This window comes from Paenibacillus amylolyticus (assembly GCF_001570725.1).
In the GTDB taxonomy this organism is placed as follows: Bacteria; Bacillota; Bacilli; order Paenibacillales; family Paenibacillaceae; genus Paenibacillus; species Paenibacillus amylolyticus_A.
Genome location: NZ_BCNV01000001.1, coordinates 2,641,897 through 2,667,797, shown reverse-complemented (window position 1 = coordinate 2,667,797; position 25,901 = coordinate 2,641,897). Strand labels below are relative to the sequence as shown.

Here is a 25,901-nt window from a genome sequence, read left to right as displayed (position 1 = left end):
CCAAACTCATACTTAACTTGTAGCCGGACAAAGAAGCAGGAGCGAGTACTCAAGCAGGATATCCTGCTTCTTTTTCAGGTTACAATTGTAAGCGGTATCATTAAAGTGGGAAACAAAAGCGGCATTTCAGCCGCCTGTTGCTGTATCCCAGTTTATCTTTCTTGTAGAAAATAAAGCAATGCTTCCGGCAATTCATTTTGCCAAAAACCCCATTGGTGATTCCCGTCTTTCTCCTGGTAGGAGACGAGAGCACCTCGTTTTTCCAGCAAATCACGGGTATCGCGGTTCAGTTGCACAAAATCATACGTACCTGTGTCTGCTGCGAAGGCAGTCTCCTGCAAACCAACGATCATCCATATTGAGAGCCAAGAGAGATCTTCGGCTGCGGCATAGATTTCCTGAGAAGCGGAGTAGAAGGCACCAGACATGCTGATGACACGTGTAAACAGGTCAGGATATAACAGAGCAAGGTGAAGCGAAACACTACCACCAAGCGAGTCTCCGGCAAGAATGCGTTCCTGCGGGGAACGACGTACAGGATATTTCTCTTCTATATAGGGAATAATCTCTTCAGCGAAGCAAGCGGTATATGCCTTGAATCGATCTCCAAACGGAGCATATTCCTGTGTTCTCACAGACACATCCACCTGAACCCCTACAATAATGAAAGGTTCGGCTCCTTCGTCCAGAATAATTCGGTTAGCTGTTGTAGCAATTCGCCCGAAATTGAAAAATTCTTCGCCATCCTGACAATAAACGACAGGGTAGCTGAGCAATTCGTTATAGCCCGGAGGAAGGTAAATACGGAGTGTTCGCTTCTCTCCGAGATAGCGACTTTCAATCTCTTCCTTCACAATCGTGCGTTTCAAATAGCGGGAATCCGTCATAAAACGTCACCTTTCTCGGTTAATTTTTTGCATTCGACCGCGCAATACGGTAAGATTACCCTTGTGCGGGGTTAGGTCAAACACGCAATCATGTATTATGCTGTTATACCAATATTAAACCCCTGTTATACATACAATCCGGCAGGAAACATAAAAAAATTACGGATTTCTTTGACGTATGGAGTGAAACAGGTGTATAATAATATTATAACAGCGGAACTTGATATTCAAATTTTTTGTTGAGGTGAAGAAAAAAATGAGCAAGGTTCCTTATGAAGTGTATACAGAGGATGTAGAAGCTCTGTCCGTGCTGTCTCCTGACGGCGAAATTGTTAACAAAGACATGATGCCTACACTTTCCGATGATCAATTAAAAGAAATTATGTACCGCATGGTATTTACCCGTACTTGGGATGACCGTGCAGTAAACCTGGGCCGTCAAGGTCGTCTTGGTTTCTATGCTCCAGTATCTGGTCAAGAAGCTACAATGGTTGGTAGTGAATTTGCAATTGAAAAAGAAGACTTTGTATGTCCTGGCTATCGTGACATTCCGCAACTCGTATGGCATGGACTTCCTCTTTATCAAGCATTCTTGTACTCCCGTGGACACCAACATGGTGGACAAATTCCAGATGGCGTTAATGTATTGATGCCACAAATCATCATTGGTGCACAAATTCTGCACGCAATGGGTATCGCTATGGGTTACAAATTGAAGAAACAAAAACAAGTTGTTATCACGTACACAGGTGATGGCGGTTCTTCTGAAGGTGACTTCTATGAAGGTCTGAACTACGCTGGTGTTTACAAACTGCCTGTTATCTTCTTCGTACAAAACAATGGTTATGCCATCACAACTCCTTTTGCTAAACAAACAGCAGCTCTGTCCATCGCTCACAAAGCGGTAGCAGCAGGTATCAAAGGTGTTAAAGTTGACGGTATGGACATCTTCGCTGTTATCAAAGCTGTTCAGGAAGCTGCTGAGCGTGGACGTAACGGAGAAGGCGCAACATTGATCGAAGCAGTAACATACCGTTTCCGTCCTCACTCCCTTTCGGATGATGCTTCCAAGTATCGTACAAAAGAAGAAGAGGCAGAATGGTCTGCTAAAGATCCTATCGCACGTTTCGCTAAATATCTGGAGAAAAAAGGTCTGTGGACTGAAGAAGATACAGCACGTGTGAAAGAAGAAGCAAAAGCTAAAGTAAATGAAGAGATCAAAAAAGCGGAAAAAACCGAGAAAATGACGATTTCAGGCTTGATCGACAGCATGTTCGAACAAACGCCTAAGCACTTGGAAGAGCAAAAAGCTGATTTCCAATAAGTTTTTTCCGATAAAGCATAAACATCCGCGACTTTAATGTCCCGGTATACATGTACGAATTCAAATGTGAACTGTCAATGTTTAAGGAGGAAATGAAGCAAATGGCACAAATGAACATGAAAGAAGCAATCCGTGATGCGCTTCGCGTGGAGTTGAAACGTGATCCTAACGTTCTGCTTTTCGGTGAAGACGTAGGTAATGTAGGCGGCGTTTTCCGTGTAACGGAAGGTCTGCAAAAAGAGTTTGGCGAAGAGCGTGTATTTGATACACCACTGGCTGAGTCCGCTATTGGTGGTCTGGCTGTAGGTCTGGGTGTACAAGGCTTCCGTCCGGTTGCTGAGATCCAATTCGTTGGTTTTATCTTCGAAGCCCTTGACCAAATGGTAGTGCAAGCTGCTCGTATGCGTTTCCGCTCCGGTGGAAAATACAATTCTCCAATCGTATTCCGTACACCATTCGGTGGCGGTGTAAAAGCGGCAGAATTGCATACAGATTCCCTGGAAGGTCTGCTCACGCAAACACCAGGTATCAAAGTAGTTGTTCCTTCTAACCCTTACGATGCAAAAGGTCTGATGATCGCTTCTATTCGCGATAACGACCCTGTATTCTTCATGGAGCACTTGAACTTGTACCATGCTTTCCGTGCAGAAGTGCCTGAAGAAGATTACGTTGTTGAGTTGGGCAAAGCGAACGTTGTTCGTGAAGGTTCTGATGTAACGATCATTACTTACGGTATGATGGTTCACACTTCTGTGAAAGCAGCTGATGAACTCGAAAAACAAGGAATCAAAGTTGAAGTTATCGACCTTCGTACGGTTAGCCCGATCGACATCGATACCATCGTTGCTTCTATTAAGAAAACAAATCGTGCAATTGTTGTACAGGAAGCTCAAAAGAGCGCAGGTGTTGCAGCTGAAGTCATTGCGCAAATCAATGAAAAAGCAATCCTGCACTTGGAAGCACCGGTTCTGCGTGTAGCTGGTCCGGATACTGTATATCCTTTTGCACAAATCGAAGATTCTTGGCTGCCTAACCCAGCGCGTATCGTCGCTGCGGTTAACAAAGTCGTAAATTTCTAATTTAATCATCTGACATGCCGCAAGGCGCAGTATGGTGATTCACACCGCAGCGCAAGCTGCACTGTAAACAGCCATTAGCCCCTTGAGTAACAGTTATTTGCATTAGCAGTAACAGTTGTTTCTTGGAGTTAAGGGTTGTTTTCAGGATTGAGCACATAATCAAGGAGGTTTTTCAGTTGGCTAAATTTGAATATAAATTCCCTGAATTGGGCGAAGGCCTACACGAAGGCGAAATCATCAAGATGCACATCAAAGTCGGTGACAAAGTAACTGACGACGATATCATCATGGAAGTACAGAACGACAAAGCGGTTGTAGAAGTACCTTGTCCGGTTAACGGAACAGTTACAGAAGTATTCGCTAAAGACGGTCAAGTCTGCCACGTTGGTGAAGTTGTAGCGATCATCGATGCAGAAGGCGAACTTCCTGAGCAAGACGACGCTCCTGCTGGCGATCAAGGCGAGCAAGAGAAAGATGCAGCTCAAGGCGGAGCTGACACAAGCGGTTCTTCTGCAGCAGCTTCCAGTTCGGATGCAGCTAAAGAAGGCGGCAACAACAGCGTTCCGGCAGTACCTGCCAAAGACGTTCTGGCAACACCAAGCGTGCGTAAATTTGCTCGCGAACAAGGTGTAGACATCGCTCAGGTTAACGGCACTGGCAACAACGGTAAAGTAACCAAAGAAGATGTTGAATCCTTCAAAAACGGTGGCGGTTCTTCCGCAGCGGCATCTTCCGAAGCTCCGGCTCAAGAAGAGAAAAAATCCGCAGCACCAGCAGCGGCTGCAGCTGATCAACACGTTGAAGAAGAGCGCGTACCATTCAAAGGTATCCGTAAAGCGATCTCTAATGCAATGGTTAAATCGGCTTACACAGCACCTCACGTTACAATCATGGACGAAGTGGACGTAACTGAATTGGTTGCTTTCCGTACTCGCATGAAACCAATTGCAGAGAAAAAAGGAACAAAAGTTACTTATCTGCCATTCATCGTTAAAGCACTGGTTGCGGCTTCCCGCCAATTCCCGGCTCTGAACGCTATGATTGATGAAGAAGCTAACGAAATTGTTTACAAAAAATACTACAACATCGGTATCGCTACAGATACAGACAACGGCTTGATCGTTCCTGTTATCAAAGATGCTGATCGTAAATCCATCTGGATGATTGCTGATTCTATCCGTGATCTGGCTGCTCGTGGTCGTGAGGGCAAATTGAGCGCGAATGAAATGAGAGGAAGCACAATCTCCATCAGTAACATCGGTTCTGCTGGCGGTATGTTCTTCACTCCAATCATCAACTTCCCTGAAGTTGCTATTCTCGGAACAGGACGCATCAGCGAAAAAGCAGTGATCAAAAACGGCGAAGTAGTTGCAGCACCTGTAATGGCTCTTTCCCTGAGCTTTGACCACCGTATCATCGATGGCGCAACAGCACAAAACTTTATGAATTACATTAAACAGCTGCTCGCTAACCCTGAGCTGCTTGTTATGGAGGTGTAAGATATGGTAGTAGGCGACGCTTCTCTCAATATCGACACATTAGTAATTGGTGCGGGTCCTGGCGGCTATGTAGCTGCCATCCGCGCTGCTCAACTGGGCCAAAGCGTATTGATCGTAGACAAATCCGAACTGGGCGGCGTTTGTTTGAACCGTGGATGTATTCCATCCAAAGCCCTGATCTCTGCTGCACACCAATATGAGTCTGCACTTCACGGTGAAGCTTTTGGTATCTCTGCTGAGAACGTAAAAGTGGACTTCAGCAAAACTCAAGAGTTCAAAAACGGCGTTGTTAAGAAAATGACTGGCGGCGTAGCTGGTTTGCTCAAAGGCAACAAAGTTGAAGTTTTCAACGGTGAGTGCATGTTCATCAACGAAAACGAAGCTCGTGTATTCAATGACCACGAGTCTCCACGTTACAAATTTAAAAATGCTATTATCGCAACAGGTTCCCGTCCAATCGAACTGAAACCTTTCCCGTTTGGCGGACGCATTCTGTCTTCGACAGAAGCTTTGAACTTGCCAGAAGTACCAAAAAGCATGATCGTTATCGGTGGTGGATATATTGGTGCTGAGCTTGGCCAAATGTACTCCAAATTCGGTGCAAAAGTAACAATCATCGAAGGTTTGGATACAGTACTGCCAGGTTTCGATAAAGACATGACTAGCCTTGTTGCTAAAAACATGAAGAAAACAGGCATCGAAATCGTAACGGGTGCAAAAGCCGAGAGTGCTGAGCAAACGGATAAAGATGTAACTGTGAAGTACTCTGTAAATGGTGAGTCCAAAGAAGTAACTGCAGATTACCTGCTGGTAACTGTTGGACGTCGTCCAAACACAGATGGAGAACTGGGTCTCGACATGATTGGTGTTGACGTTGACGAGCGTGGATTTGTCAAAGTTGACCACCAAGGTCGTACTAGCATTCCTCACATCTTCGCTATCGGTGACATCGTATCTGGTCTGGCTCTGGCACACAAAGCTTCTTATGAAGGTAAAGTGGCTGCTGAAGCAATCGCAGGACAACCATCTGTAGTTGACTACAAATGTATGCCAGCAGTTGTATTCACAGATCCAGAGTGTTCCAGCGTAGGTTACACTGAAAAAGAAGCTAAAGAAAAAGGTTACAAAGTAAAAGCAGGCAAATTCCCTTATGCGGGTAACGGCCGTGCTGTATCTTTGAACCACGCTGAAGGCTTCGTGAAAATCGTAGCTGACGAAGAAAGCGGCCTCGTATTGGGTTGCCAAATCGTAGGTCTGGAAGCTTCCAACCTGATTGCTGAGCTTGGTTTGGCAATTGAGATGGGTGCTACATTGGAAGATCTGGCGCTTACAATTCACGCTCACCCAACTTTGGGCGAAATCGTGATGGAAGCTGCGGAATTGGTTATGGGTCACCCGATCCACATCATCTCCCGTTAAGATCATCTAAGTTTCGGATCCGTCCGGCATTATACGTAAATCAGATGAGACGAATGACGCTAACGCGTTATTCGTCTCTTTTTTTGATTGAAATAAGAGCAAAGTTTAAAAAGGTTATACCTTGATTTGTATATCTGATTACAATACAACGAATTCCTCATTTGTGGTACACTGTAATAATGATTAGAGTAGTATAGGGCCGTTTAGTTGAATTAAACTTTTACATGAGAACGCAGAGGACGGAAAGAGCCTAAAGAAGCGAAGCGTTCGCCTTTATCACCGGATTTTTCCCTTTGGAAAAGGGAATCGAAAAAATCAGGGGATAACAGCGATCGGAAGGTTGTTCGGTCATCGGAGTGGGCAAGTGTAAATGGTTTTAGTTCAATTGATATACGAGCCAATTCTATTCTGGAGTAGTATAACAGTGAGGAGATTTCAACATGAAAAACTATCTCGATTTATTACAGGATATTCTGAACAACGGCGTGCATAAAGGAGACCGTACCGGAACAGGGACACAATCCGTATTCGGCAGACAGCTCCGTTATGATCTCTCCGAAGGATTTCCGCTGGTAACAACCAAACGAATTCATCTCAAATCGGTTATTCATGAACTGTTATGGTTTTTGAGTGGCGATACCAATATATCTTATTTGAAAGAAAACGGTGTGAAGATCTGGGACGACTGGGCGGATGAAAATGGGGATCTCGGACCAGTTTATGGCTCGCAGTGGCGCACATGGGAAGCACCAAACGGAGATAAAATTGATCAGATCGCCGCAGTAATTGATTCGATCAAAAATAATCCGGACTCTCGCCGTCACCTTGTCAGTGCATGGAATGTGGCTGAGATCAATCATATGAAACTTCCGCCTTGTCATTTTGCGTTTCAGTTTTACGTTGCAGAGGGTAAATTATCCTGTATGCTAACGATGCGGTCCGTGGATACGTTCCTCGGCTTGCCGTTTAACATCGCGAGTTATGCGCTCTTGACCCATATGATTGCGCAGCAGTGTGATCTTGAGGTGGGGGAATTCATCTGGTCAGGAGGGGATGTTCACATCTACTCTAACCATGTGGACCAGGTCAAAACGCAGCTAGAGCGTGAACCCTATGCTTTACCTAAGCTGGTAATCAAGCGTAAACCGGATTCTATTTTCGATTATAAGTTTGAAGACTTCGAGTTTGAGAATTACCAGCATCATCCGGGCATTAAAGCTCCAATTGCAGTCTAATTACGTGTTCAACCTCTATAAGAGACTTGGATTGAAGGAGTGTATTACCCTTGAGTATTGAACTTGTGTGGGCAATGGGGGAGAACGGTGTGATTGGATTGAACAATTCAATTCCATGGCGTTTACCCAAAGATATGGCCTTTTTCAAACAACGTACACTGAACAAAACGATTATTATGGGGCGTAACACGTGGGAATCTTTTGGTGGAAAGCCGCTTCCTCAGCGCCGTAATATCGTAGTAACAAGAGATCTGAACTACAAAGTGCAACAAGCTGAGATTGTGCATACGATTGAAGAGGGTCTGAGCGTAACCAAAGGTGAGGAACTATGCGTAATTGGGGGTTCCCAAGTGTACCGCGAGTTCTTGCCACTTGCAGATCGTCTTGTGGTGACCAAAATTCATGAGAATTTTGAGGGAGATACCTTTTTCCCTGAAGTGGACTGGTCGGAATGGGAACTGATTGAACAAATTGAAGGCGAGCAGGATGAGAAAAATGTTCACGCGTATACATTCGAATTTTATGAACGTAAACGGTAAATGTTGTATGAAAATATCCTGACTTCGTTCGGAATTGTATGATGAGAGGCGCTGATTGCGAATTATTCGTGAACAGCGTCTTTTCTTTATTTAAAAAATGAGTCACTTGTTTAGAGTGAATCGCATATTACACTAATATAACATGGATAATTGATGCTTATGTATATTATACATACAGCCTAGCATGTAACAGTAAAAAAGTGTAAAAGTTTTGAGGTTTTAACGTTGTGAAGTCCTAAAAATGGTCTAAGATTCAGAAATGAGAACGATTTTTAGCAAAATATGTTGGATTTGATGACAAATTATCTGACATTTACATAACGTTTCGAGCTTTTACCTCTTTAACAAACACCTGATTTCGCAGTTCAAAACCATATTTAACACCAAAATAAGGGTATTGACCATAGGTAGACTTGAAAGATATGATGTATAAAATACAAATAATTATGCGGATAATCCATTTAATATTCAGCTCTGTAAATGCTACTATAATTGAAATATCTTCGAGAAGATTTTGTGATACAATAGACAAAAACTCAAGTAATGAGTAATCCATTTCATATAGAACCATGCACATGAAGGGATTAAGACAAGAACGGATGGGGGAAAACGTAAGATGTCTACACCTACTGGATTTATGGAATACAAACGTCAACTGCCAGCGGATCGAGAGCCAGCGGAGCGGATTAAGGATTGGGAAGAGTTTCATAAACATATGGCAGAAGAAGAACTCAGAACACAAGGTGCACGATGCATGGATTGTGGTACCCCGTATTGCCATACAGGTATAGATATGATTGGCGGCACGTCAGGTTGCCCCGTGCATAACCTGATTCCAGAATGGAATAATCTTGTATATCGCGGACTGTGGAGAGAAGCTCTTGAGCGCCTTCACAAAACGAATAATTTCCCGGAATTTACAGGTCGCGTCTGTCCTGCTCCTTGTGAAGGATCATGTACAGTTGGCTTAATTGGTCAGCCTGTAACCATCAAAACCATTGAAGAAGCTATTATTGAAAAAGGTTTCGAAGAAGGATGGGTGGTTCCCCAACCTCCTGAAAAACGTACGGGTAAACGTGTAGCTGTCGTAGGCTCTGGTCCAGCGGGATTGGCCACTGCGGCTCAGTTGAATAAAGCAGGGCACTTGGTAACAGTGTATGAGCGTTCGGACCGTGTCGGCGGATTGTTGATGTATGGTATCCCGACGATGAAATTGGATAAAAATGTAGTTCAACGTCGTGTTGATCTGCTTGAAGCAGAAGGTATCCAATTTATCACGAACACGGAGATCGGTAAAGATATTGCAGCACAACAACTGGTAGATGATTATGACGCTGTTGTATTGTGCGGTGGTGCAACTAAACCACGTGAATTCAATATTGAAGGCAGCGACTTGAAAGGCGTTCATTACGCCATGGATTTCCTGAACGGCAGTATTAAGAGCTATCTGGATTCCAATCTGGAAGACGGCCAATATCTGTCCGCTAAGGAAAAAGACATTATCGTCATTGGTGGCGGAGATACAGGATCTGACTGTGTGGCTACATCGCTGCGTCACGGTTGTCGCACTGTTACACAATTCGGTACGCATACACAAGCGCCGATGGAGCGTGATCGCATTAACAACCCTTGGCCGCAATTCCCGAACGTGTATACACTTGATTATGCACAAGAGGAAGCCAAAGCATTATTTGGTCAAGATCCACGTGAATTCTCAATCATGACAACCAAGTTTGTCGGAGACGATGAGGGTAACCTCAAAGAATTGCATACGGTGCAAATCGAGCGTATTGTAGATGAGACAGGTCGCAAGATTTATCAGCCAATTCCAGGTACAGAGCGTGTATTCCCGGCTCAAATGGCCATGATTGCGATTGGATTTGATGGACCGGAACAAACGTTGGTAGAGCAACTGGGACTTGCAACAGATCGTCGTACGAACGTTAAGGCACGTTATGGCAAATACAACACGAATGTGGATAAAGTATTTGCAGCAGGTGACATGCGTCGTGGTCAAAGCTTGGTTGTATGGGCGATTAATGAAGGCCGTGAGGCTGCTCGTGAAGTGGACAAATACTTGATGGGTGCTACGGTTCTGGTGTAACGTTCTACAACAAGAACGAATTTACATGAATACTAAACAAGTAAAAGTATAGATTAGATCTCAATGATAACCCTCGCGTTCAGCGGGGGTTGTTTGTTGTCTTTTAAATAGAAAAGACTACATATTTCACGTAAGTGTGAGCAATAGCATTGCTTTTTGAGTGATAAAGATTTATTATTATATTATAATGATTATAAATAAGAATGAACTGAAACCATGAATCCGTACGATAAAAGTAAAATCTAATGAATATAAACCGGAGGTGCGACCTGCTATGGCAAGTAACCGGGACAAGTCCATTTCAGAACAGATCTTTCACATTAAAAATCAATTGGTTGAAAAAGGATATAAGTTAACACAACAACGGGAAGTTACTGTACGTGTATTGCTTGAACATGAGAAGGATCATTTTAGCGCAGAGGAAGTATTCCTGCTGGTTAAAGAGCAGTTCCCTGAGATTGGATTGGCTACCGTATACCGAACTCTCGAATTGCTGAGTGACCTTCAGGTCGTTGAGAAGATTAACTTTGGCGACGGTGCTGCGCGTTTCGATCTACGGAGTACGGATGGTTCCCATCATCATCATCACTTGATCTGTACAGAATGTGGCAAAGTAGAAGAGATTATGGAAGATGGTCTTCTACGTTTGGAACAACAAATTGAGCGTCAGTATGGCTTTGCTGTTACGGATCATCGTTTGGATTTCCAGGGTGTGTGCAAGGAATGCAGACAAAAGCATGTACTGAAAGAACAGGCAGCAGGATAATTCATCTCGGGAGGGTGCTCCCGAATTCAAAATCTGATATAATGAGTATCAGAAGCAAGGGGCTTCCGTCGGCGGAAGGCCCCTTTTTGCCGTCATGCGGACGGTGAAGGAGGAGAGATGGACGGATGAAGACACTGGTTATAGCGGAAAAACCCGACATGGGTCGAACCATTGCCGCCGTCATAGAACCAAAGGCCAAGAACAATCGCACGTATCTGGAGGGTGAGCATTACATCATCACTTGGGCGATTGGGCATTTGCTTGGACTGGCTGAACCGGATGCCTATGATACGAAGTACAAGCGTTGGAATATAGCGGACCTGCCGATTATACCTGACCAGTTCAAGATTGTGCCCAATCCGAGAACGAAAGATCAGCTCAAAATGATTGGAGAACTGGCAAAACGGGCTTCAGCGATCGTTAATGCTTGCGATGCAGGGAGAGAAGGACAGTACATCTTCGCCCTCATTCAACAGCAACTGAAGCTGCGTCAGCCTGTAAAGCGTCTATGGATATCGGATTTGACGGCAGAGAGCATTAGACGTGGTTTTGATGGTCTGAAGGATGCCTCTGAATTTGAAAATTTGACCCATGCAGCTCGCGCCAGAAGTGAAGCCGATTGGCTGATCGGCATGAATGCCTCAAGGGCGTTTACAACCCGTCATAATGCATTGTTGTCTGTAGGCCGTGTGCAGACGCCAGTACTGGCGCTAATTTATGATCGGGAAATCGAGATTGAAGCATTCCAGTCGCAGACCTTTTATGAAGTGGCCGCCTGGTTTCGGCAGGAAGGTGTCGAGTACCGGGGACTGCGTCAAGGCGATAAGCTGACCGATGCCGAGGCAGCAGAGGCCATTGCAGTCAGTGTGAAGGGCAAGACAGGGCGGATTACCAAATACGAAGCGAAGCAGACGAAGGAGTATCCGTATCGTTTGTACGACCTGACCCTTTTACAGCGTGAGGCTAATGCCAAGTTCGGATACGGTGCCAAAAAAACACTGGATATCGCGCAGGCCTTGTATGAAAAACACAAGGTGATTTCGTATCCGCGGACGAACTCCAACTATGTTACAGAACAGAATATTGAAGGTATGCACAAAACGCTAAACCTGCTTAAAAATGGTACCTATAGTGAGCTTGCGCAAGGGGCCAAGCCAGAGCTTGTTCATAAGAATAATAAAGGGGTATGTAATCCGAGCAGGGTTGAAGATCACCATGCGATCTTACCTACATTAAAGCGACCAGGTACCTTATCCAAGGATGAACAGAACATCTATGATTTGATTGTAAGGCGTTTCTTGTCTCACTTTTATCCTCCGGCGGAGTATAAGCAACATACAGTGCTCACCGAAGTGGAGAAACATCAGTTTAAGACATCTGTCAAAGAGCTGCTGTCACTCGGATGGAAAGTCGTTCTCGGTTCTGGAGATCAGGAACAGAGTGGCTCAGGCAAGAAGAAGACTAAGAAAAACGGCAATGAAGAAGAGGAAGCCGAGGAGTGGACGGACAAGGCTTTTGCTGTACAACCTGACTTGCCTGTTCAATGTACAAAGAGTGAGTTCAAGGAGAAGGCGACGCAACCTCCCAAAAGTTATACCGAGGGAACATTGCTGAAAGCGATGGAAAGTGCAGGCAAGCAGATCGAGAATGAAGAGCTACGAGATGCGATGAAAGATAGTGGTCTGGGTACTCCGGCCACACGAGCGGCTACGATTGAACGGCTTAAAAACGTAGGTTATATTACGCTGCAAGGGAAGAAAATGCAGTTGACGCTCAAAGGCAGAACGGCGATTGAATTGATTCGCCGGGCGGGCGTAGATCTGTTAACTTCACCTGAGATGACCGGGCAATGGGAAAGAAGATTATATCAGATTTCCAAAGGTGAGGCGGGTCAGGACAAGTTCATGGAGAACGTCAAGAAATTCACCTTGTCCATCATTGAGAAAGTGCGTGTACAAGCTCCAGCTCCAGCAGATGCTTTTGGAGAAGATTCGCGTGCAGGCAGGGGGAAAGGCAAAGGAGCCAGAACCCAAGCCGGTAATACGAGGACATCTGCCAAGACAGTTAGTGGCGGTTCAGCTGTTAAAACGTCCCGCCAGGCTTCGGCATCTTCTTCCAGAGCTGGTAGTGGGAAAAGCACGACCACCAAGGCGCCATCTTCAACTTCGAGCGCATCCGGAGTGAGAGAGTTACTTGCACCTTGTCCTTCTCCAGGCTGTACAGGCCAGATTATAGAGGGCAAGAAAGGCTATGGATGCTCACGTTTCAAGGAAGGCTGCTCATTTGTGGTCTGGAAAGAGTATGCGGGCAAGAAAATCACCAGTACGATGTTAAAATCGCTGATTGAGAAGGGGAGTACCCAAGTACTGTCTTTCAAACGAAAAGACGGGAGTACTGTGAAAGCACGTATTATTTTGCAGGACGTAGTAACAGGCAAATTATCTGGTGAGAAGCAGGATGCTTGATCTTAGCTAACAGTTAACATACAGCAAAAGGACCCTTAACCAAGGGTCCTTTTCTGTTGCTGCTGTTGTATATTTTCATGTATAACTTTCGGAACCTCTTCCAGTGCAGTGATGGTATACATCGACGTTTCCGGATTAGGTTGAAGTTCTACGATGTTGTACTGCCATTCATTTGGCTGTTTGATATATATGCTGTGAATTCCGGCTTTTACGGCAGGCATAATATCTGTCCGTAATGAGTTGCCAATCATCCATGTTGCACGGCGATCAAATGGACCGTTAGACAAAATGCCTTCTAGTGCCTCGATGTTTTTGTGTTGGCGGATATAGATCCGATCATCAAAATAAGCCGAGAGTTTCATCTGATCAATCTTGCGCTGTTGAATCACGGTTTCGCCGCCCGTATATAAGTAGAGGGAATGTCCAGCACCTTTGAGGTTCTCAAGCGTTTCAACCATATGAGGGTAGGGTTCAACCTCCTGATCGTACACACTCATGCCCAACTTGCTCAGATAGAACTCTTCTCTGGGAGAGGTTAACCTTGCGAACTTGCCGGAAAAATAACGATAGGTATCAATCAGGGATTGCGGGAAATGATGACTTGCAAAGCCAAGTTTGTTCACTCCTGTGACATCGATCTCCAGCTGTTTTTCGCGGATCTCTTGCGTTGTCAGAGAATGTCCATCAAACCACTCCTGCATATTTTCGAAGAATTCCCCCAAAATCAGGTTGAAATACTTGTTGCAATATACGAGTGTATCATCAAGGTCAAACAAAATATGTTGTTTCATTATTTTCATGTTCTAACTCACTCCTTGTAGCCAGCAACTCCACAATGGTTCAACTAAATTATATGCGAATATAGGATTCCAGGAACATATTCAATTCAGATACGCCATCTGGCCGAATACTGTATTTCTCTTTACGGTTACTTCCGAGCAGATGAGTGCGTAGCAGGCCTGCGATACGAAGCGCCATCACTTGGTCTTTGACCGTGTCTTCGTCTTTACCCAATGCTTCACACATCTCAGCGAGGGATTTGGGTTCATCCGATACGTAACGAAGCAGGCGAAGTCTTTCGGGATCAGCCAGCGCATGGGTGAAACGTAAAAGGCATGTTGGCGGCTGGTCTTCATTCTCTTCAGGTGCATCTACAGGATACTGCATGATCATCATACCCTCATAGAAGCAGTACATATTAATAGGACGATTGTGCACCGTTGGGAAGAGGATGACTTCGTTCAGTCCAGGCATCGGTTCAACAAGAACGCCGGCTGTAGCATATTCAATAAGCAGTTCTGGGCCCATTTTATCAAACAAAATGCGTTTTTCTTCGGCATCTTCTTCCAGCCAAACACGCTGATCTTCGCTCATATTCTGACAGTAGTGTTCATCCCATAGTCGCAATAATGGGACATAACTGTTCCGAATGCGCGTAGATTCTTCTATTGTAAGAGCGGGCAAAAGGGGAGAGACCCGTGCATACAGGTCTTCCGCTGTCATTCCGGCAAGCATGTTCAGAAAATCACGATTTTCCGATGTATTATTTTGATAGGCTGCCCATGCAAACAAGACATCAAAATCATCAAAAGGCCAAGTGGCAGCAGGTGCGAGCGCAGCTCGAACATTGGAACTTAGTTTGCCTTCCACTTCCAGAATCCATTCAGGACCAATATCCAGATGCTGAATCCATTTTTTCGTGACATAAACTAGAAAGCTGTTGAGCATTTCATATATCGGTGAAACATCAATTTTAACATGATAAGCCATAATGTTGCAGAATCCTCCCGTCACATCTAAATGTACGCAGCGACTTAAGTACTATTATGGCTTGTTTTGCAGGGCGTTGTCCACTATAATGTTCAAGTCCGGGGCAAAGCCCCGATCCATGAATAGCAGTTTAAAACCATATGTATACCATACGAAAGTCGTCAGCGATGGCGATTTTTCTTTGTGTGCTCGCAGGAGGAATGAATTCGTGTCATCGATTACTCGTCCCAAACTATCACACTCGACAGCCAATTATCTTATTTTGATTACGGTTATTGTGGTAGCGGGAATTAGCCAGGGGCTTCTGCTACCTGTGCTTTCGATTTTTTTGGAGCAAAAAGGGGTTTCACCAGGTTTAAACGGATTAAACGCCGCCGCGCTGTACATTGGCTCTTTTGCCATGACTCTAGTTGCGGAGCGACTATTGGGAGCACTTGGGTTCAAAAAGCTGATTGTAGGTGGCCTGATATTGGTCATGGTCCCTTTAATATTGTTTCCGTACTTACCAGATATTAAAATATGGTTCATTTTGCGTCTGGTCGTTGGAATAGGAGACAGCGCACTTCATTATGCGGCTCAGCTCTGGGTGCTACTTGTCACTACACCTGAAAAGCGTGGACGCTACATATCGCTATATGGCATGTCTTATGGTCTGGGATTCAGCATTGGTCCACTGGGCATCAAATTGCTTGGATTCGGCGATGCTGTGCCTTTCTGGGTGTTATTCGTATGTATTGCCGCAGTTCTTTTACTGGTATTAATGAAGCTTCCGGATACGAAGCCGGAAAAAGCAGAACATGGCCAACTGCCCGAACGCCGCTTCCGTCGGAGTCTGGCATGGGCTTGGTATGCCCTGTTACCGGCACTTTTATATGGATATATGGAGGCCGGTATGAATAGTAACTTCCCCGTATACGGCTTGCGTATTGGATTCGACACCAATCAGATTTCCTCGTTGCTTCCTTTTATCGGAATTGGAGGTTTGTTCCTTCAATTGCCTCTGGGTATGTTGAGTGACCGATATGGGCGAAAGAAAGTATTAATGTTTGCGGGCATCAGCGGGGGAATTATCTTCATGTTGGTTCCAGTCGCAGGTACGCATTTTTGGTGGACACTTGTATTGTTGACGATCGCAGGTGGCCTGGTCGGTTCATTTTTCTCACTGGGCCTTGCCTATGCCGCAGATATCCTGCCTAAAGTGTTGCTGCCTGCAGCCAACGTCGTGGCGTCCTTTCATTTCACGATTGGAAGCATTATTGGACCGAATCTGGGTGGTCAGATGATCAACTGGATTTCACCCGGAAGCATGTTCACGTTGCTGGGAATCATGTACCTTCTTTTCGGAGCGGCAGGCATATTATTTCGTCGTAAACCTGAGTTCGAATCTGTGTTAAAATAGAAGCTGGTGTTCGCATGGAAATTGATGTCCATTTCCGAGTACACTAGTGGTAGGGAAAAACATGGACAAGAGGAGACATCGCGATGATCAGAGTAGAGAACTTGAGTAAATCCGTTGGCGTGGACCGCGTTCCCGTTCTACGGGATATTCGATTTGATATGCAACAAGGTGAGATGATTGCTGTAGTTGGCTCAAGCGGTAGTGGGAAAAGCATGTTGCTCAAATGTTTGGCCATGATGGAGAAATGGGATTCCGGCAGGTTTACGGTGGATGGTGCCGAGATTTTGAAAGAAGGCTGGTCCGGAAAACGGAAAATCAAACGGGAATGGGCATACTTGGAACAAAATCCAGAATTATTTCCTAGACGTACGGCTCTTAAAAATGTATTAATCGGACGATCGGGTCAGACTCCTGTATGGAGAATGGTAACCGGTATGGTACGTTCTGATGATTATATGGGTGCGATGGATTATCTCGAAAACTTGGGATTACTCGATAAAGCACATCAGATTGCTGAGAAGCTGAGTGGTGGTGAGAAGCAACGTGTTGCCATTGCAAGAGCGCTTGCTCATGGTGCCAAAGTGGTTCTGGCCGATGAACCTGTGATTGGTCTTGACCCTCACACAGCAGATTCCGTGCTGGAAACACTGCGCAAATTATGTGAAGAAGAACGTGCAACAGTTATTGCAGTACTGCCTATTGAACTTGCTGAGAAACATGCCACACGGATCTGGGGATTGGCAGACGGCAAGATTGCTTTTGATATTCGTGGACGCAGACTGACACAGCAAGAAAAAAACCAGATTTAAACTATTGAAAAGAGTGATGAGATTGTTTAATTCACGGTGGGGACGCTTCATTGCAGCAGGAACGATGGCGATTATGCTTGGTTCTGTTCTAAGCGGATGTACAGTCATAAGTGACCCCAAGGGTTTGATGAGAAAACCAATGATGTCCACAGATAAGGAAAAACTGTACAACGTGGTTCAGGTTAAACTGCCGCCAGAGAGCACGTTGATTCGTCCTAAGGACATGAATAATACCAGTATGATTCGAGTGGAAGACCTGAATGGGGATGGGACTCGGGAAGCGATTGTTTTTTACGAGACGCCGAATGAGAATGTGCGAATCCATGGCATGATTTTGGAAGAGCAGGGGGGCACATGGGTTAAAAAGCTTACATTTGATGTGCCGGGAAATGAGCTGCAATCCTTTAAAGTATTGGATATTACAAATGACGGGAATCCGGATATTATTCTTGGGGTAAGTCTACAGGAGCAGAAGGCCCTGACTGCCTATTCATATAAGGGCGGGGCACTCGAACAGGTTCTAGGTGGAGTTCCGTATAATCAATATATCATCGATGATGCACAGGGAAATACGCTGGATTTGAGTGGGGATGGCAAAAGTGATTTTGTTATCATATCGCTGAACAACAGCGGTTTTGCAACGATTGCTTTATACCAGTACGAAGATGGAAGCTTTAAGGAAGTTGATCGGGTACAGACCGATTATACCGTTAAAGAAGTTTATAATGCTCTAGGCGGAGAGATCGCAGAAGGACAAATGGGCATTGTACTGGATGCAGAGCTTGATGATCGGAGTTCCTTCTCACAAATTATGTATGTTAAGGATAACAAGTTAGTCAATGCTTTCAAATCACCAGATCAAACGTATAGAGATGACAAAATTTTAAGCGGTGATGTTGATAATGATGGTATTATTGAGTTTGGACTCAAAGAGACTCCAAAGGGCTGGGAGCATTACGTTTTTGACTCTCGGTTGTGGTTCTATACCTATTATCAATGGGATGGCAAAGACGGCAAGAAATTTGTCTCATTCCAATTCCGGGATGATGCTGATTTATTTCATCTAAACCTCAAGCCAGAGTGGTACGGTAAAATCACTATTGATACCAAATCGGAAAAGGAAAAATATATTCGATTTAAAATGATTGATACGGACGAAACCGTGGCAGAGATCAAATATTTCACCCTTTCCAAGTGGGAACAAGAGAAGGGTAAAAGCTGGAAGGAAATTACGCGCACCAAAGATCGGGTTATTGCTTCACGAGTAGCACAATCAGAGGCGGGTAAAGATGCACTGAGTAATACTTCTCAGCTGAATAGAAAGGGAGAACTTAATGAGTAAAGTACTTATTCTTGAGGATGAAGAATCCATCCGCAGTTTTATAGTGATTAATCTAAAGAGAAACGGATTCGAAGTGCTTGAAGCGGGTGACGGCCATGAAGCGCTTCGCATACTGCAAACGGTACCGGATATTGATCTGGCTCTGCTGGATGTCATGGTACCAGGTATTGATGGTTTTGAGGTCTGTCGACGCATACGTGAAACCAATGAACGTCTTGGTATCATCTTCTTGACTGCCAAAGTGCAGGAACAGGATAAAGTATACGCACTCTCCGTTGGTGCAGATGATCACGTAAGCAAGCCTTTCAGCCCAACAGAGCTGATTGCGCGTATTCAGTCTTTGTTACGTCGTGTGAACGTGCACCGGGAAACTGCGGCTAAGGTTACGTTCCAGTCCGGACCATTTTCACTGGATCTGATCTCAAAACAGTTCAAAAAACAGAATGAAGCCATTGAGTTAACTCCAACGGAGTTTTCCTTGATTCAGTTTTTCCTGGAAAAAGAAAATACACCGCTCAGCCGCGATGTGTTGTTAGATCACGTATGGGGCAAAGAGTACATGGGTGATCCCAAAATTGTGGATGTGAACATTCGTCGTCTCCGTCAAAAAATTGAGAACAATCCTTCCGAGCCCGAATACCTGCAGACTGTATGGGGTCACGGGTACAAATGGAAGGGCCGGGAGCAATGATTAAAAAAGGCATTACACGGCAGATCGTACTACACTATTTCTTTGTAGTTTTTCTTGCTCTGCTGTTGGTCGAATTCGTATTTATGTTGGCAGTACAAAGGTATTATTATGAAAGTATCTACAATACGATTAGTACCCATATCTCCAATTCAAAGGACTTTTTCGAGCCAATCGCTCGTGAGAATAACACGGAGGACGGAAATAACCTGTCCAGACTGATTGTGAATTTGGCATTGTCCAATACTGAATTGGAAATTTTGGATCTGAACGGGCGCGTATTGGCGAGTTCGACTGCTTTTGAATCTGACCGTGCTGTGTTGCAAACCAGTGATATTATGCAGGCTTTGAACGGGGATATGGGACGCTGGATTGGAAGACAACCAGGTACTGGAGAATCCGTCATGGCCGTTTCACACAAGTTTGATCTGGGCGGCGAAAATACTTATGTAATTCGATATCTGACATCACTCGAGGATGTAAACTCCAAGCTGCTAAATATGGGATTGCTAGCCGCTGCGGTCGGTGTTGCCGTGCTTGCGATTGTCTTAATTATCAGTATTGGTATGGCGAATTCCATTGTGCGTCCAATCAATAACATCACTGCAGTATCCGCTCAAATGGCCAGGGGACGGCTCGATGTCCGGGTTAAAGGAAACTATAAGCACGAACTGGGCGAACTGGCATCGACGCTTAACTTCATGGCACATGAAATTGTGCGCAGTAATCAGATCAAGGATGATTTTATCTCTTCGATCTCACATGAATTAAGAACACCCCTGACCAGTATTAAGGGCTGGAGTGAGACACTGGACTCAGGCGGTTATGATCCGGAAGAAACCCGAATTGGGATGGGTATCATTTCCAAGGAAACCGAACGACTGATTGGACTTGTTGAAGAGATGCTGGATTTCTCGAAATTGCAGCAGAACCAGATGAAGCTGGTCAAAGGAACCGTCAACATTCGTGAAATTGTACAGGAAACGATGTTGAATGTCTGGGCCAAAGCGGAACAAAAACAGGTTCATCTTAAGTTGGAAACGGATGAGACTCGTGCTTATAATGTCCATGGAGACGGCAACAGACTAAAACAAGTCTTCCTGAACGTTGTGGATAATGCAATCAAATTTTCACATGAAAATTCCTGGATCTTCTTGTCTGTCAAAGAGGAGAATGGTCAGATTATTGCAGCTGTTCAGGACACAGGCATCGGAATCAGTGAGGAACACCTCATTAAAGTGCGGGACCGCTTCTTCCAGGTCAATCATCAAAATGGGGGAACGGGACTGGGACTTGCGATTACGCAGGAACTGGTGGAACTGCATGAGGGAACCATTACGATGCAGAGTGAACTCGGATCGGGGACAACCGTTACGGTTACGTTACCCGCAGTGGCTGAGGAGATGGGGACAGAGGAATCTGTCACACAGTCTGGTGATGCTGAAGTTACAGAAGAGCGAAAAGCAAGCGATGTAAAATTAGATGATCTAAAAAATTCTTAAGATTGAATGCATTTCATATTACCTAAATCCATTTCTAGTGACTTATGAAATGGATTCGGTTGTAAAAGGTTTTTACAAAATCCACACAAAAAAGGTGAGCCATCCAAGGCTCACCTTTTTTGTGTGTTATGTTTATTTATGAAGAAAGTTCACCGGCACGCAGGCGCCCACTTTTTTCATATACTTCTTTCAAGATACGAACAGGTTGTGTGCGGACAGCCGGCTTGGCAGAGACAATCTCGTTAGGCCCAACGACAACAATTTCATCCGCCGTACCCTTCACAATTGCACCGTCTTTGATAATTGCACCTTCGCCAATGATGGCGCGTTCGATGTGAACGCCACGGCCTACGCGTGCGTTAGGCATAACGACACTGTCTATAACCTCAGAGCCTTTACCCACTTCAGCACCGCAGAAGATCACAGAACGTTCGGCATGACCTTCAATGGCACAAGAGTCATGAATCATGGAAGTCACATGATCAATCTTCGTATGTCTTGCCTTGTAGGCACTTGGCTTGGAACGCCAGTCGCGAGTAAACATTGGCCAGTTTTCTTTTTGAAGACTCCAGTTTTCATCGTTGTGCAACAGATCCATATGTGCATCCCAAAGGCTCTTAACCGTGCCTACATCTTTCCAATAACCATTAAAGTTATAGACAAAGAGGGGATTGTTCTCGTTCAACATCTGAGGAATCACATCTTTACCGAAGTCATGGCTGGATTCAGGGTTAGCAGCATCTTCCAAGAGATGGCGTTTCAGATACTCCCATTTGAACATGTAGATACCCATTGAAGCCAGATTACTTTTTGGTTCTGCCGGTTTCTCGGCAAACTCGGTTACACGCAGATCAGCATCCGCAGCCATGATCCCAAAGCGATGTGCTTCATCCCATGGAACTTCCATCACCGAGATCGTTGCTGCGGCATTATTGGCTTGATGAGCCTCCAACATTTCGCGATAATTCATATGATAAATATGGTCACCCGACAAAATTAGAACATTTTCGGGGTTTTGTTGGTCAATATAGTCAATATTTTTATAAATAGCATCCGCCGTTCCCAAGTATTCGTCATTTCCTGTATGATAAGATGGAAGCAAGGAGATTCCTGCCTCACTTGACTGACCATGTCCCCATGGTTCTCCTCCACCGATATGATCATGTAATGATTCCGCTTGATACTGCGTTAGTACACCTACAGTGTCGATCCCTGAGTTAACGCAGTTACTGAGAGGAAAATCGATGATTCGGTAGTGCCCGCCAAACGGTACAGCGGGTTTTGCGATACTTGAGGTTAAAGGGGCTAATCGTTTCCCTTCTCCTCCCGCCAACAGCATAGCGATGCAATCTTTATTAAACATAATCGTTTCCCTCCCAAAATATTGTGCAATGTAGTACATCATTAACGCAAAGTAGAGCAAATGAAACTGTTGTTACTGTAAAAATTCAGAAAAAATACAACATTTTCTAATGCACCGCATTTTTCTTTTCAACTTGGCTAGAATGGGGTAATGGTTACTGTTATATCTATTTTCTTGAGAAGAAGGTGATTTCTTGGCCATTCAACCGTTAGCACACCCGGACATATTGCCGGAGCATATTTATTTATTTCATGAAGGTAACCTTCATCACAGTTATCGAATGTTAGGTGCACAGCCTGAGACTTGCGATGGCCATCAGGGGTATCGCTTTACCGTATGGGCACCAAATGCCGCAGAAGTGGGACTGGCTCTGGACCGTAATGATTGGAAAGGCGAACAGGAACCTTTATATAAGATACCCGAATCAGGATTTTGGAGTCGTTTTTTTCCGGAAATCAGTGAAGGAACTTTATACAAGTTCCGTATATTAACGGAAGATGGAACAGAATTGCTCAAAGCGGACCCTTATGCGTTTCAAGCGGAGGTTCGACCTCATACAGCCTCTGTCACCAGTTCAATCGAAGGTTACAAATGGAATGATGGAGCCTGGAGACGTAAACAACGTGCCATGTATAACAAACCTCTACATATTTACGAAATGCATATGGGAACCTGGAAGCGCAAAGAAGATGGTAGCCTCTACAGTTATCGCGAGATGGCGGACTTGCTCGTTCCTTACTTATTAGAAATGAAATATACACATGTTGAGATGATGCCTCTCAGTGAGCATCCCTATGACCTTTCGTGGGGATACCAGAACACAGGGTTTTACGCGCCAACGAGCCGTTACGGGCACCCAAAAGATCTGATGTATCTTGTGGATACACTGCATCAGGCTGGAATAGGCGTACTCCTGGATTGGGTGCCTGCACATTTTGCCAAAGATGCTCATGGGTTGCGTATGTTCGATGGAACACCTTTATATGAGTATGCAGACCCGATGTTAGCGGAGAAACCAGGCTGGGGTACACTCAGCTTTGATTACTCGAAACCTGAGATTCGTTCCTTTCTGATCTCCAATGCATTGTATTGGATGGAGATGTATCATTTTGACGGACTGCGTGTTGATGCGGTTACGAGTATGCTTCGGCTTGATTTTGAAAAGCAACCAGGACAATACCGTACCAATGATGAAGGGGGTCTTGAGAACAAGGAAGCTGTAGCCTTTTTGCAGCAGCTGAATGAGACGGTATTCAAGTATTTCCCTTATGCATTGATGATGGCTGAAGAATCCAGTGCATGGCCAATGGTGACGTTACCTGTAGATGAGGGTGGTCTGGGTTTCAACTACAAATGGAACATGGGCTGGATGAACGATACGCTTGATTACATGGAATCTGATTTTCATGAGCGTCCTTCCAAACATCATTTGCTGACTTTCCCGGTCGTATACTCCTTTGCTGAAAATTATGTGCTACCTCTGTCTCATGACGAGGTTGTTCATGGCAAAAAGTCGCTCCTCGACAAGATGCCAGGAACCTATGAGCAGAAATTTGCCGGCATGCGTGCTTTTCTGGGCTATTTTATGACTTTCCCAGGAAAAAAGCTGTTGTTTATGGGGGGAGACTTTGGCCAGTTCATCGAATGGAAAGATGAGGATCAACTGGATTGGTTCTTGCTGGATTATGACAGTCACCGCAATTTGCATAAGTTTGAGCGTGAGCTGTCTAACCTGTACTTGAGCGAAAAAGCTTTGTGGGAGCTTGATCATTCCTTGGACGGTTATGAATGGATCACTCCGGATGATCAGGACCAGAGTGTCATTTCATATGTACGCAAAGGAAAAAAACCTGCGGATACACTCCTTGTGCTCATTAACTTTCAGCCGGTCAAGCGGGAGCGTTACCGGATTGGTGTCATGCGTCCCGGTATGTATACCGAAGTTCTGAACAGTGACCATTCCGTTTACGGCGGTTCAGGCATAATTAATGATATGCAACTGCCTACCGAAAAGATTCCTTTTCATGGGCATCCGCATAGTCTCGAATTGATTTTGCCTCCACTGAGCATCGTGATACTAAAAAAGAACACGCGCCGGAAAACGGATGAATCGCCTGCGAGTATTACTTCCGTCAGTTCAAAAACGAAAAATAAGAATGAAAACAACACGCTGAAACCGAAGAGGAGGACGAAGGCATGAATATTCTATTTGCTGCTGCTGAAGTACATCCATTTATCAAGACAGGAGGCCTCGCTGACGTAATCGGTGCTCTCCCGTTCGCATTGAAGAAGAGCGGAGCAGATGTGCGGGTGATTATGCCTAAATACAAGGGAATCCCCGATGAATATAAAGACGCATTGCAGCCAGTCATCACAACGGATGTGCCCCTTGGCTGGCGCAGACCTTATTGTGGGATAGAAATGCTGGTTCATGATGGAATTCCAGTTTATTTTGTGGATAATGAGTATTATTTTGGGCGTGACGGGGTGTACGGGTATATGGATGATGGCGAGCGCTTCGCCTTCTTCAACCGTGCAGTGCTTGAAGTATTACCAGAGATTGAGTTCAAGCCTGACGTGCTGCACAGTCATGACTGGCATGCAGGAATGATTCCTTTGGTGCTTGAAGCCCATTACAGACACGATCCATTCTACAGTGATATTCGTACGGTGTTCACCATACATAACTTGTTGTACCAAGGGGTATTCCCGCATGAGTTATTCAGTGAAATCCTTGAATTGGACGATCGATATTTCACCGTGGATGGAGCCGAATATTATGGTAATGTCAATTTCCTGAAAGCTGGTATTGTGTATGCTGACCATGTGACAACGGTGAGCCCAACATACGCACAGGAAGTGCAAACGTCTTATTACGGATATGGCCTGGACGGACTGCTCAGTTCTCTTGGAGATCGATTCAGCGGGATTGTGAACGGAATTGATACCAAGAGCTACAACCCGGCGACAGACACCAAAATCCCTGTGAAATACAGAACAAGTCTGTCCAAGAAAACGGAGAATAAAATTGAGCTGCAAAAAGAACTTGGGCTTCCTGTTCGACCGGATGTACCTCTCATGGTCATGGTCACAAGGCTCGTGGACTCCAAGGGGCTTGATCTGGTCTGCCGCATCCTGGATGAATTGTTGTACTATGATGACATTCAATTTGCGGTACTGGGAACAGGGGAGCAGGCGTATGAACACTGGTTCCGTGAAGCTGCGAATCGTTATCCGCTTAAAATGTCTGCCCAGATTAAATTTAACGATGGGTTATCCCGCCGTTTCTATGCAGGCAGTGATATCTTCCTGATGCCATCCAGGTTCGAGCCATGTGGTATTAGTCAGCTACTGGCTCTGCGTTATGGCAGTGTGCCTCTCGTAAGGGAAACAGGTGGTCTGAATGATACCGTACAGGCTTATAACGAGTTTACAGGAGAAGGGAATGGCTTCTCATTCACGAGTTTTAACGCACATGACATGATGAATACCATTCGGCGTGCGGAGGAAATCTACAAACAGCCAGAACACTGGAAGAAAATTGTGAAGAATGCAATGGGCGGAGAATATAGCTGGAACGTCTCAGCTGAGGAATATATGGATATCTATCGCCGGATTACACTTGAACCTATAAATTAATAAATCAATGCAGTCGTGAATGAGCCACAGCATATGATGCTGTGGCTTTTACGCAAAAAACACTTCGAGACT

Annotated in this window: 20 protein-coding genes; 16 read left to right on the top strand and 4 right to left on the bottom strand. The window is 44.9% G+C overall.

All coding sequences use genetic code 11. The features are described 5' to 3' along the window. Nucleotides 1-152: 152 nt before the first annotated feature. Nucleotides 153-887 (bottom strand): alpha/beta hydrolase, encoded by a 735-nt coding sequence (locus PAHA3_RS11640; RefSeq protein ID WP_062834877.1) that lies wholly within the window; start codon nucleotides 885-887, stop codon nucleotides 153-155. Between the two features lie 256 nt (nucleotides 888-1,143). Here PAHA3_RS11640 and pdhA point away from each other — a divergent pair, with 256 nt between their 5' ends. The 9 genes from pdhA (at nucleotide 1,144) to PAHA3_RS11595 (ending at nucleotide 13,317) form a co-directional block, all read left to right on the top strand. After that, a complete protein-coding gene (gene pdhA / locus PAHA3_RS11635; RefSeq protein WP_017688072.1) occupies nucleotides 1,144-2,211 on the top strand; it encodes a pyruvate dehydrogenase (acetyl-transferring) E1 component subunit alpha in 1,068 nt (355 codons plus the stop codon). A 101-nt stretch (nucleotides 2,212-2,312) separates the two neighbouring features. Beyond that, nucleotides 2,313-3,290: an alpha-ketoacid dehydrogenase subunit beta gene (locus PAHA3_RS11630; RefSeq protein ID WP_017688073.1), complete on the top strand. Its 978-nt coding sequence runs from the start codon at nucleotides 2,313-2,315 to the stop codon at nucleotides 3,288-3,290. Between the two features lie 176 nt (nucleotides 3,291-3,466). Further along, nucleotides 3,467-4,789 (top strand): dihydrolipoamide acetyltransferase family protein, encoded by a 1,323-nt coding sequence (locus PAHA3_RS11625; RefSeq protein WP_062834876.1) that lies wholly within the window; start codon nucleotides 3,467-3,469, stop codon nucleotides 4,787-4,789. A gap of 3 nt (nucleotides 4,790-4,792) precedes the next feature. After that, nucleotides 4,793-6,208, top strand: coding sequence for a dihydrolipoyl dehydrogenase (gene lpdA / locus PAHA3_RS11620; RefSeq protein ID WP_036613658.1), 1,416 nt, complete (start codon nucleotides 4,793-4,795; stop codon nucleotides 6,206-6,208). Nucleotides 6,209-6,648: 440 nt separating this feature from the next. Then, nucleotides 6,649-7,443, top strand: a complete 795-nt coding sequence (gene thyA / locus PAHA3_RS11615) for a thymidylate synthase (protein ID WP_062834875.1) — start codon at nucleotides 6,649-6,651, stop codon at nucleotides 7,441-7,443. 50 nt (nucleotides 7,444-7,493) lie between these two features. Continuing rightward, nucleotides 7,494-7,982, top strand: a complete 489-nt coding sequence (locus PAHA3_RS11610) for a dihydrofolate reductase (RefSeq protein WP_062834874.1) — start codon at nucleotides 7,494-7,496, stop codon at nucleotides 7,980-7,982. 616 nt (nucleotides 7,983-8,598) lie between these two features. Then, a complete protein-coding gene (locus PAHA3_RS11605; RefSeq protein WP_062834873.1) occupies nucleotides 8,599-10,086 on the top strand; it encodes a glutamate synthase subunit beta in 1,488 nt (495 codons plus the stop codon). 274 nt (nucleotides 10,087-10,360) lie between these two features. Beyond that, on the top strand, nucleotides 10,361-10,852 hold the full coding sequence (gene fur / locus PAHA3_RS11600) for a ferric iron uptake transcriptional regulator (RefSeq protein WP_036613667.1): 492 nt from the start codon (nucleotides 10,361-10,363) through the stop codon (nucleotides 10,850-10,852). Between the two features lie 125 nt (nucleotides 10,853-10,977). Next, nucleotides 10,978-13,317, top strand: coding sequence for a type IA DNA topoisomerase (locus PAHA3_RS11595; protein WP_062834872.1), 2,340 nt, complete (start codon nucleotides 10,978-10,980; stop codon nucleotides 13,315-13,317). A gap of 35 nt (nucleotides 13,318-13,352) precedes the next feature. Here PAHA3_RS11595 and PAHA3_RS11590 read toward each other — a convergent pair whose 3' ends face one another. After that, nucleotides 13,353-14,117 carry an HAD family hydrolase gene (locus tag PAHA3_RS11590; protein WP_062834871.1) on the bottom strand — a complete coding sequence of 255 codons (765 nt, stop codon included), beginning with the start codon at nucleotides 14,115-14,117 and terminating at the stop codon, nucleotides 13,353-13,355. Nucleotides 14,118-14,166: 49 nt separating this feature from the next. Further along, a complete protein-coding gene (locus tag PAHA3_RS11585) occupies nucleotides 14,167-15,087 on the bottom strand; it encodes an ArsR/SmtB family transcription factor (RefSeq protein ID WP_062834870.1) in 921 nt (306 codons plus the stop codon). A gap of 208 nt (nucleotides 15,088-15,295) precedes the next feature. Between PAHA3_RS11585 and PAHA3_RS11580 the strand changes: the two genes are divergently transcribed. From PAHA3_RS11580 to PAHA3_RS11560, 5 genes are all read left to right on the top strand, one after another. After that, nucleotides 15,296-16,486, top strand: a complete 1,191-nt coding sequence (locus PAHA3_RS11580; RefSeq protein WP_062834869.1) for an MFS transporter — start codon at nucleotides 15,296-15,298, stop codon at nucleotides 16,484-16,486. An 83-nt stretch (nucleotides 16,487-16,569) separates the two neighbouring features. Then, nucleotides 16,570-17,295 (top strand): phosphonate ABC transporter ATP-binding protein, encoded by a 726-nt coding sequence (locus tag PAHA3_RS11575; RefSeq protein ID WP_062834868.1) that lies wholly within the window; start codon nucleotides 16,570-16,572, stop codon nucleotides 17,293-17,295. Between the two features lie 13 nt (nucleotides 17,296-17,308). Beyond that, nucleotides 17,309-18,637 (top strand): hypothetical protein, encoded by a 1,329-nt coding sequence (locus PAHA3_RS11570; protein ID WP_167350879.1) that lies wholly within the window; start codon nucleotides 17,309-17,311, stop codon nucleotides 18,635-18,637. After that, complete coding sequence (locus PAHA3_RS11565) at nucleotides 18,630-19,328, top strand: response regulator transcription factor (RefSeq protein ID WP_017688086.1); 699 nt, start codon at nucleotides 18,630-18,632, stop codon at nucleotides 19,326-19,328. Before PAHA3_RS11570 ends, PAHA3_RS11565 begins: the two co-directional genes overlap by 8 nt. Next, nucleotides 19,325-20,827 carry a sensor histidine kinase gene (locus PAHA3_RS11560; protein WP_062834866.1) on the top strand — a complete coding sequence of 501 codons (1,503 nt, stop codon included), beginning with the start codon at nucleotides 19,325-19,327 and terminating at the stop codon, nucleotides 20,825-20,827. Before PAHA3_RS11565 ends, PAHA3_RS11560 begins: the two co-directional genes overlap by 4 nt. A 136-nt stretch (nucleotides 20,828-20,963) precedes the next feature. Here PAHA3_RS11560 and PAHA3_RS11555 read toward each other — a convergent pair whose 3' ends face one another. Continuing rightward, nucleotides 20,964-22,190: a glucose-1-phosphate adenylyltransferase gene (locus tag PAHA3_RS11555; RefSeq protein ID WP_062834865.1), complete on the bottom strand. Its 1,227-nt coding sequence runs from the start codon at nucleotides 22,188-22,190 to the stop codon at nucleotides 20,964-20,966. Nucleotides 22,191-22,383: 193 nt separating this feature from the next. On the opposite strand from PAHA3_RS11555, the gene glgB reads away from it, so the two are divergent. Both glgB and glgA read left to right on the top strand, forming a co-directional pair. Beyond that, nucleotides 22,384-24,390: a 1,4-alpha-glucan branching protein GlgB gene (gene glgB, locus PAHA3_RS11550; protein WP_062834864.1), complete on the top strand. Its 2,007-nt coding sequence runs from the start codon at nucleotides 22,384-22,386 to the stop codon at nucleotides 24,388-24,390. After that, nucleotides 24,387-25,829 (top strand): glycogen synthase GlgA, encoded by a 1,443-nt coding sequence (gene glgA, locus PAHA3_RS11545; RefSeq protein WP_062834863.1) that lies wholly within the window; start codon nucleotides 24,387-24,389, stop codon nucleotides 25,827-25,829. The genes glgB and glgA overlap by 4 nt, the downstream gene beginning before the upstream one ends. Nucleotides 25,830-25,901 lie beyond the last annotated feature (72 nt).

What these genes read in the sequence shown, in the direction of transcription:
- pdhA (WP_017688072.1), top strand. Translation starts at nt 1,144, where the DNA reads ATGAGCAAGGTTCCTTATGAAGTGTATACAGAGGATGTAGAAGCTCTG.
- PAHA3_RS11575 (WP_062834868.1), top strand. Translation starts at nt 16,570, where the DNA reads ATGATCAGAGTAGAGAACTTGAGTAAATCCGTTGGCGTGGACCGCGTT.
- PAHA3_RS11630 (WP_017688073.1), top strand. Translation starts at nt 2,313, where the DNA reads ATGGCACAAATGAACATGAAAGAAGCAATCCGTGATGCGCTTCGCGTG.
- PAHA3_RS11605 (WP_062834873.1), top strand. Translation starts at nt 8,599, where the DNA reads ATGTCTACACCTACTGGATTTATGGAATACAAACGTCAACTGCCAGCG.
- PAHA3_RS11640 (WP_062834877.1), bottom strand. Translation starts at nt 887, where the DNA reads ATGACGGATTCCCGCTATTTGAAACGCACGATTGTGAAGGAAGAGATT.
- glgA (WP_062834863.1), top strand. Translation starts at nt 24,387, where the DNA reads ATGAATATTCTATTTGCTGCTGCTGAAGTACATCCATTTATCAAGACA.
- fur (WP_036613667.1), top strand. Translation starts at nt 10,361, where the DNA reads ATGGCAAGTAACCGGGACAAGTCCATTTCAGAACAGATCTTTCACATT.
- PAHA3_RS11590 (WP_062834871.1), bottom strand. Translation starts at nt 14,117, where the DNA reads ATGAAAATAATGAAACAACATATTTTGTTTGACCTTGATGATACACTC.
- PAHA3_RS11595 (WP_062834872.1), top strand. Translation starts at nt 10,978, where the DNA reads ATGAAGACACTGGTTATAGCGGAAAAACCCGACATGGGTCGAACCATT.
- PAHA3_RS11565 (WP_017688086.1), top strand. Translation starts at nt 18,630, where the DNA reads ATGAGTAAAGTACTTATTCTTGAGGATGAAGAATCCATCCGCAGTTTT.
- thyA (WP_062834875.1), top strand. Translation starts at nt 6,649, where the DNA reads ATGAAAAACTATCTCGATTTATTACAGGATATTCTGAACAACGGCGTG.
- lpdA (WP_036613658.1), top strand. Translation starts at nt 4,793, where the DNA reads ATGGTAGTAGGCGACGCTTCTCTCAATATCGACACATTAGTAATTGGT.
- PAHA3_RS11560 (WP_062834866.1), top strand. Translation starts at nt 19,325, where the DNA reads ATGATTAAAAAAGGCATTACACGGCAGATCGTACTACACTATTTCTTT.
- PAHA3_RS11585 (WP_062834870.1), bottom strand. Translation starts at nt 15,087, where the DNA reads ATGGCTTATCATGTTAAAATTGATGTTTCACCGATATATGAAATGCTC.
- PAHA3_RS11555 (WP_062834865.1), bottom strand. Translation starts at nt 22,190, where the DNA reads ATGTTTAATAAAGATTGCATCGCTATGCTGTTGGCGGGAGGAGAAGGG.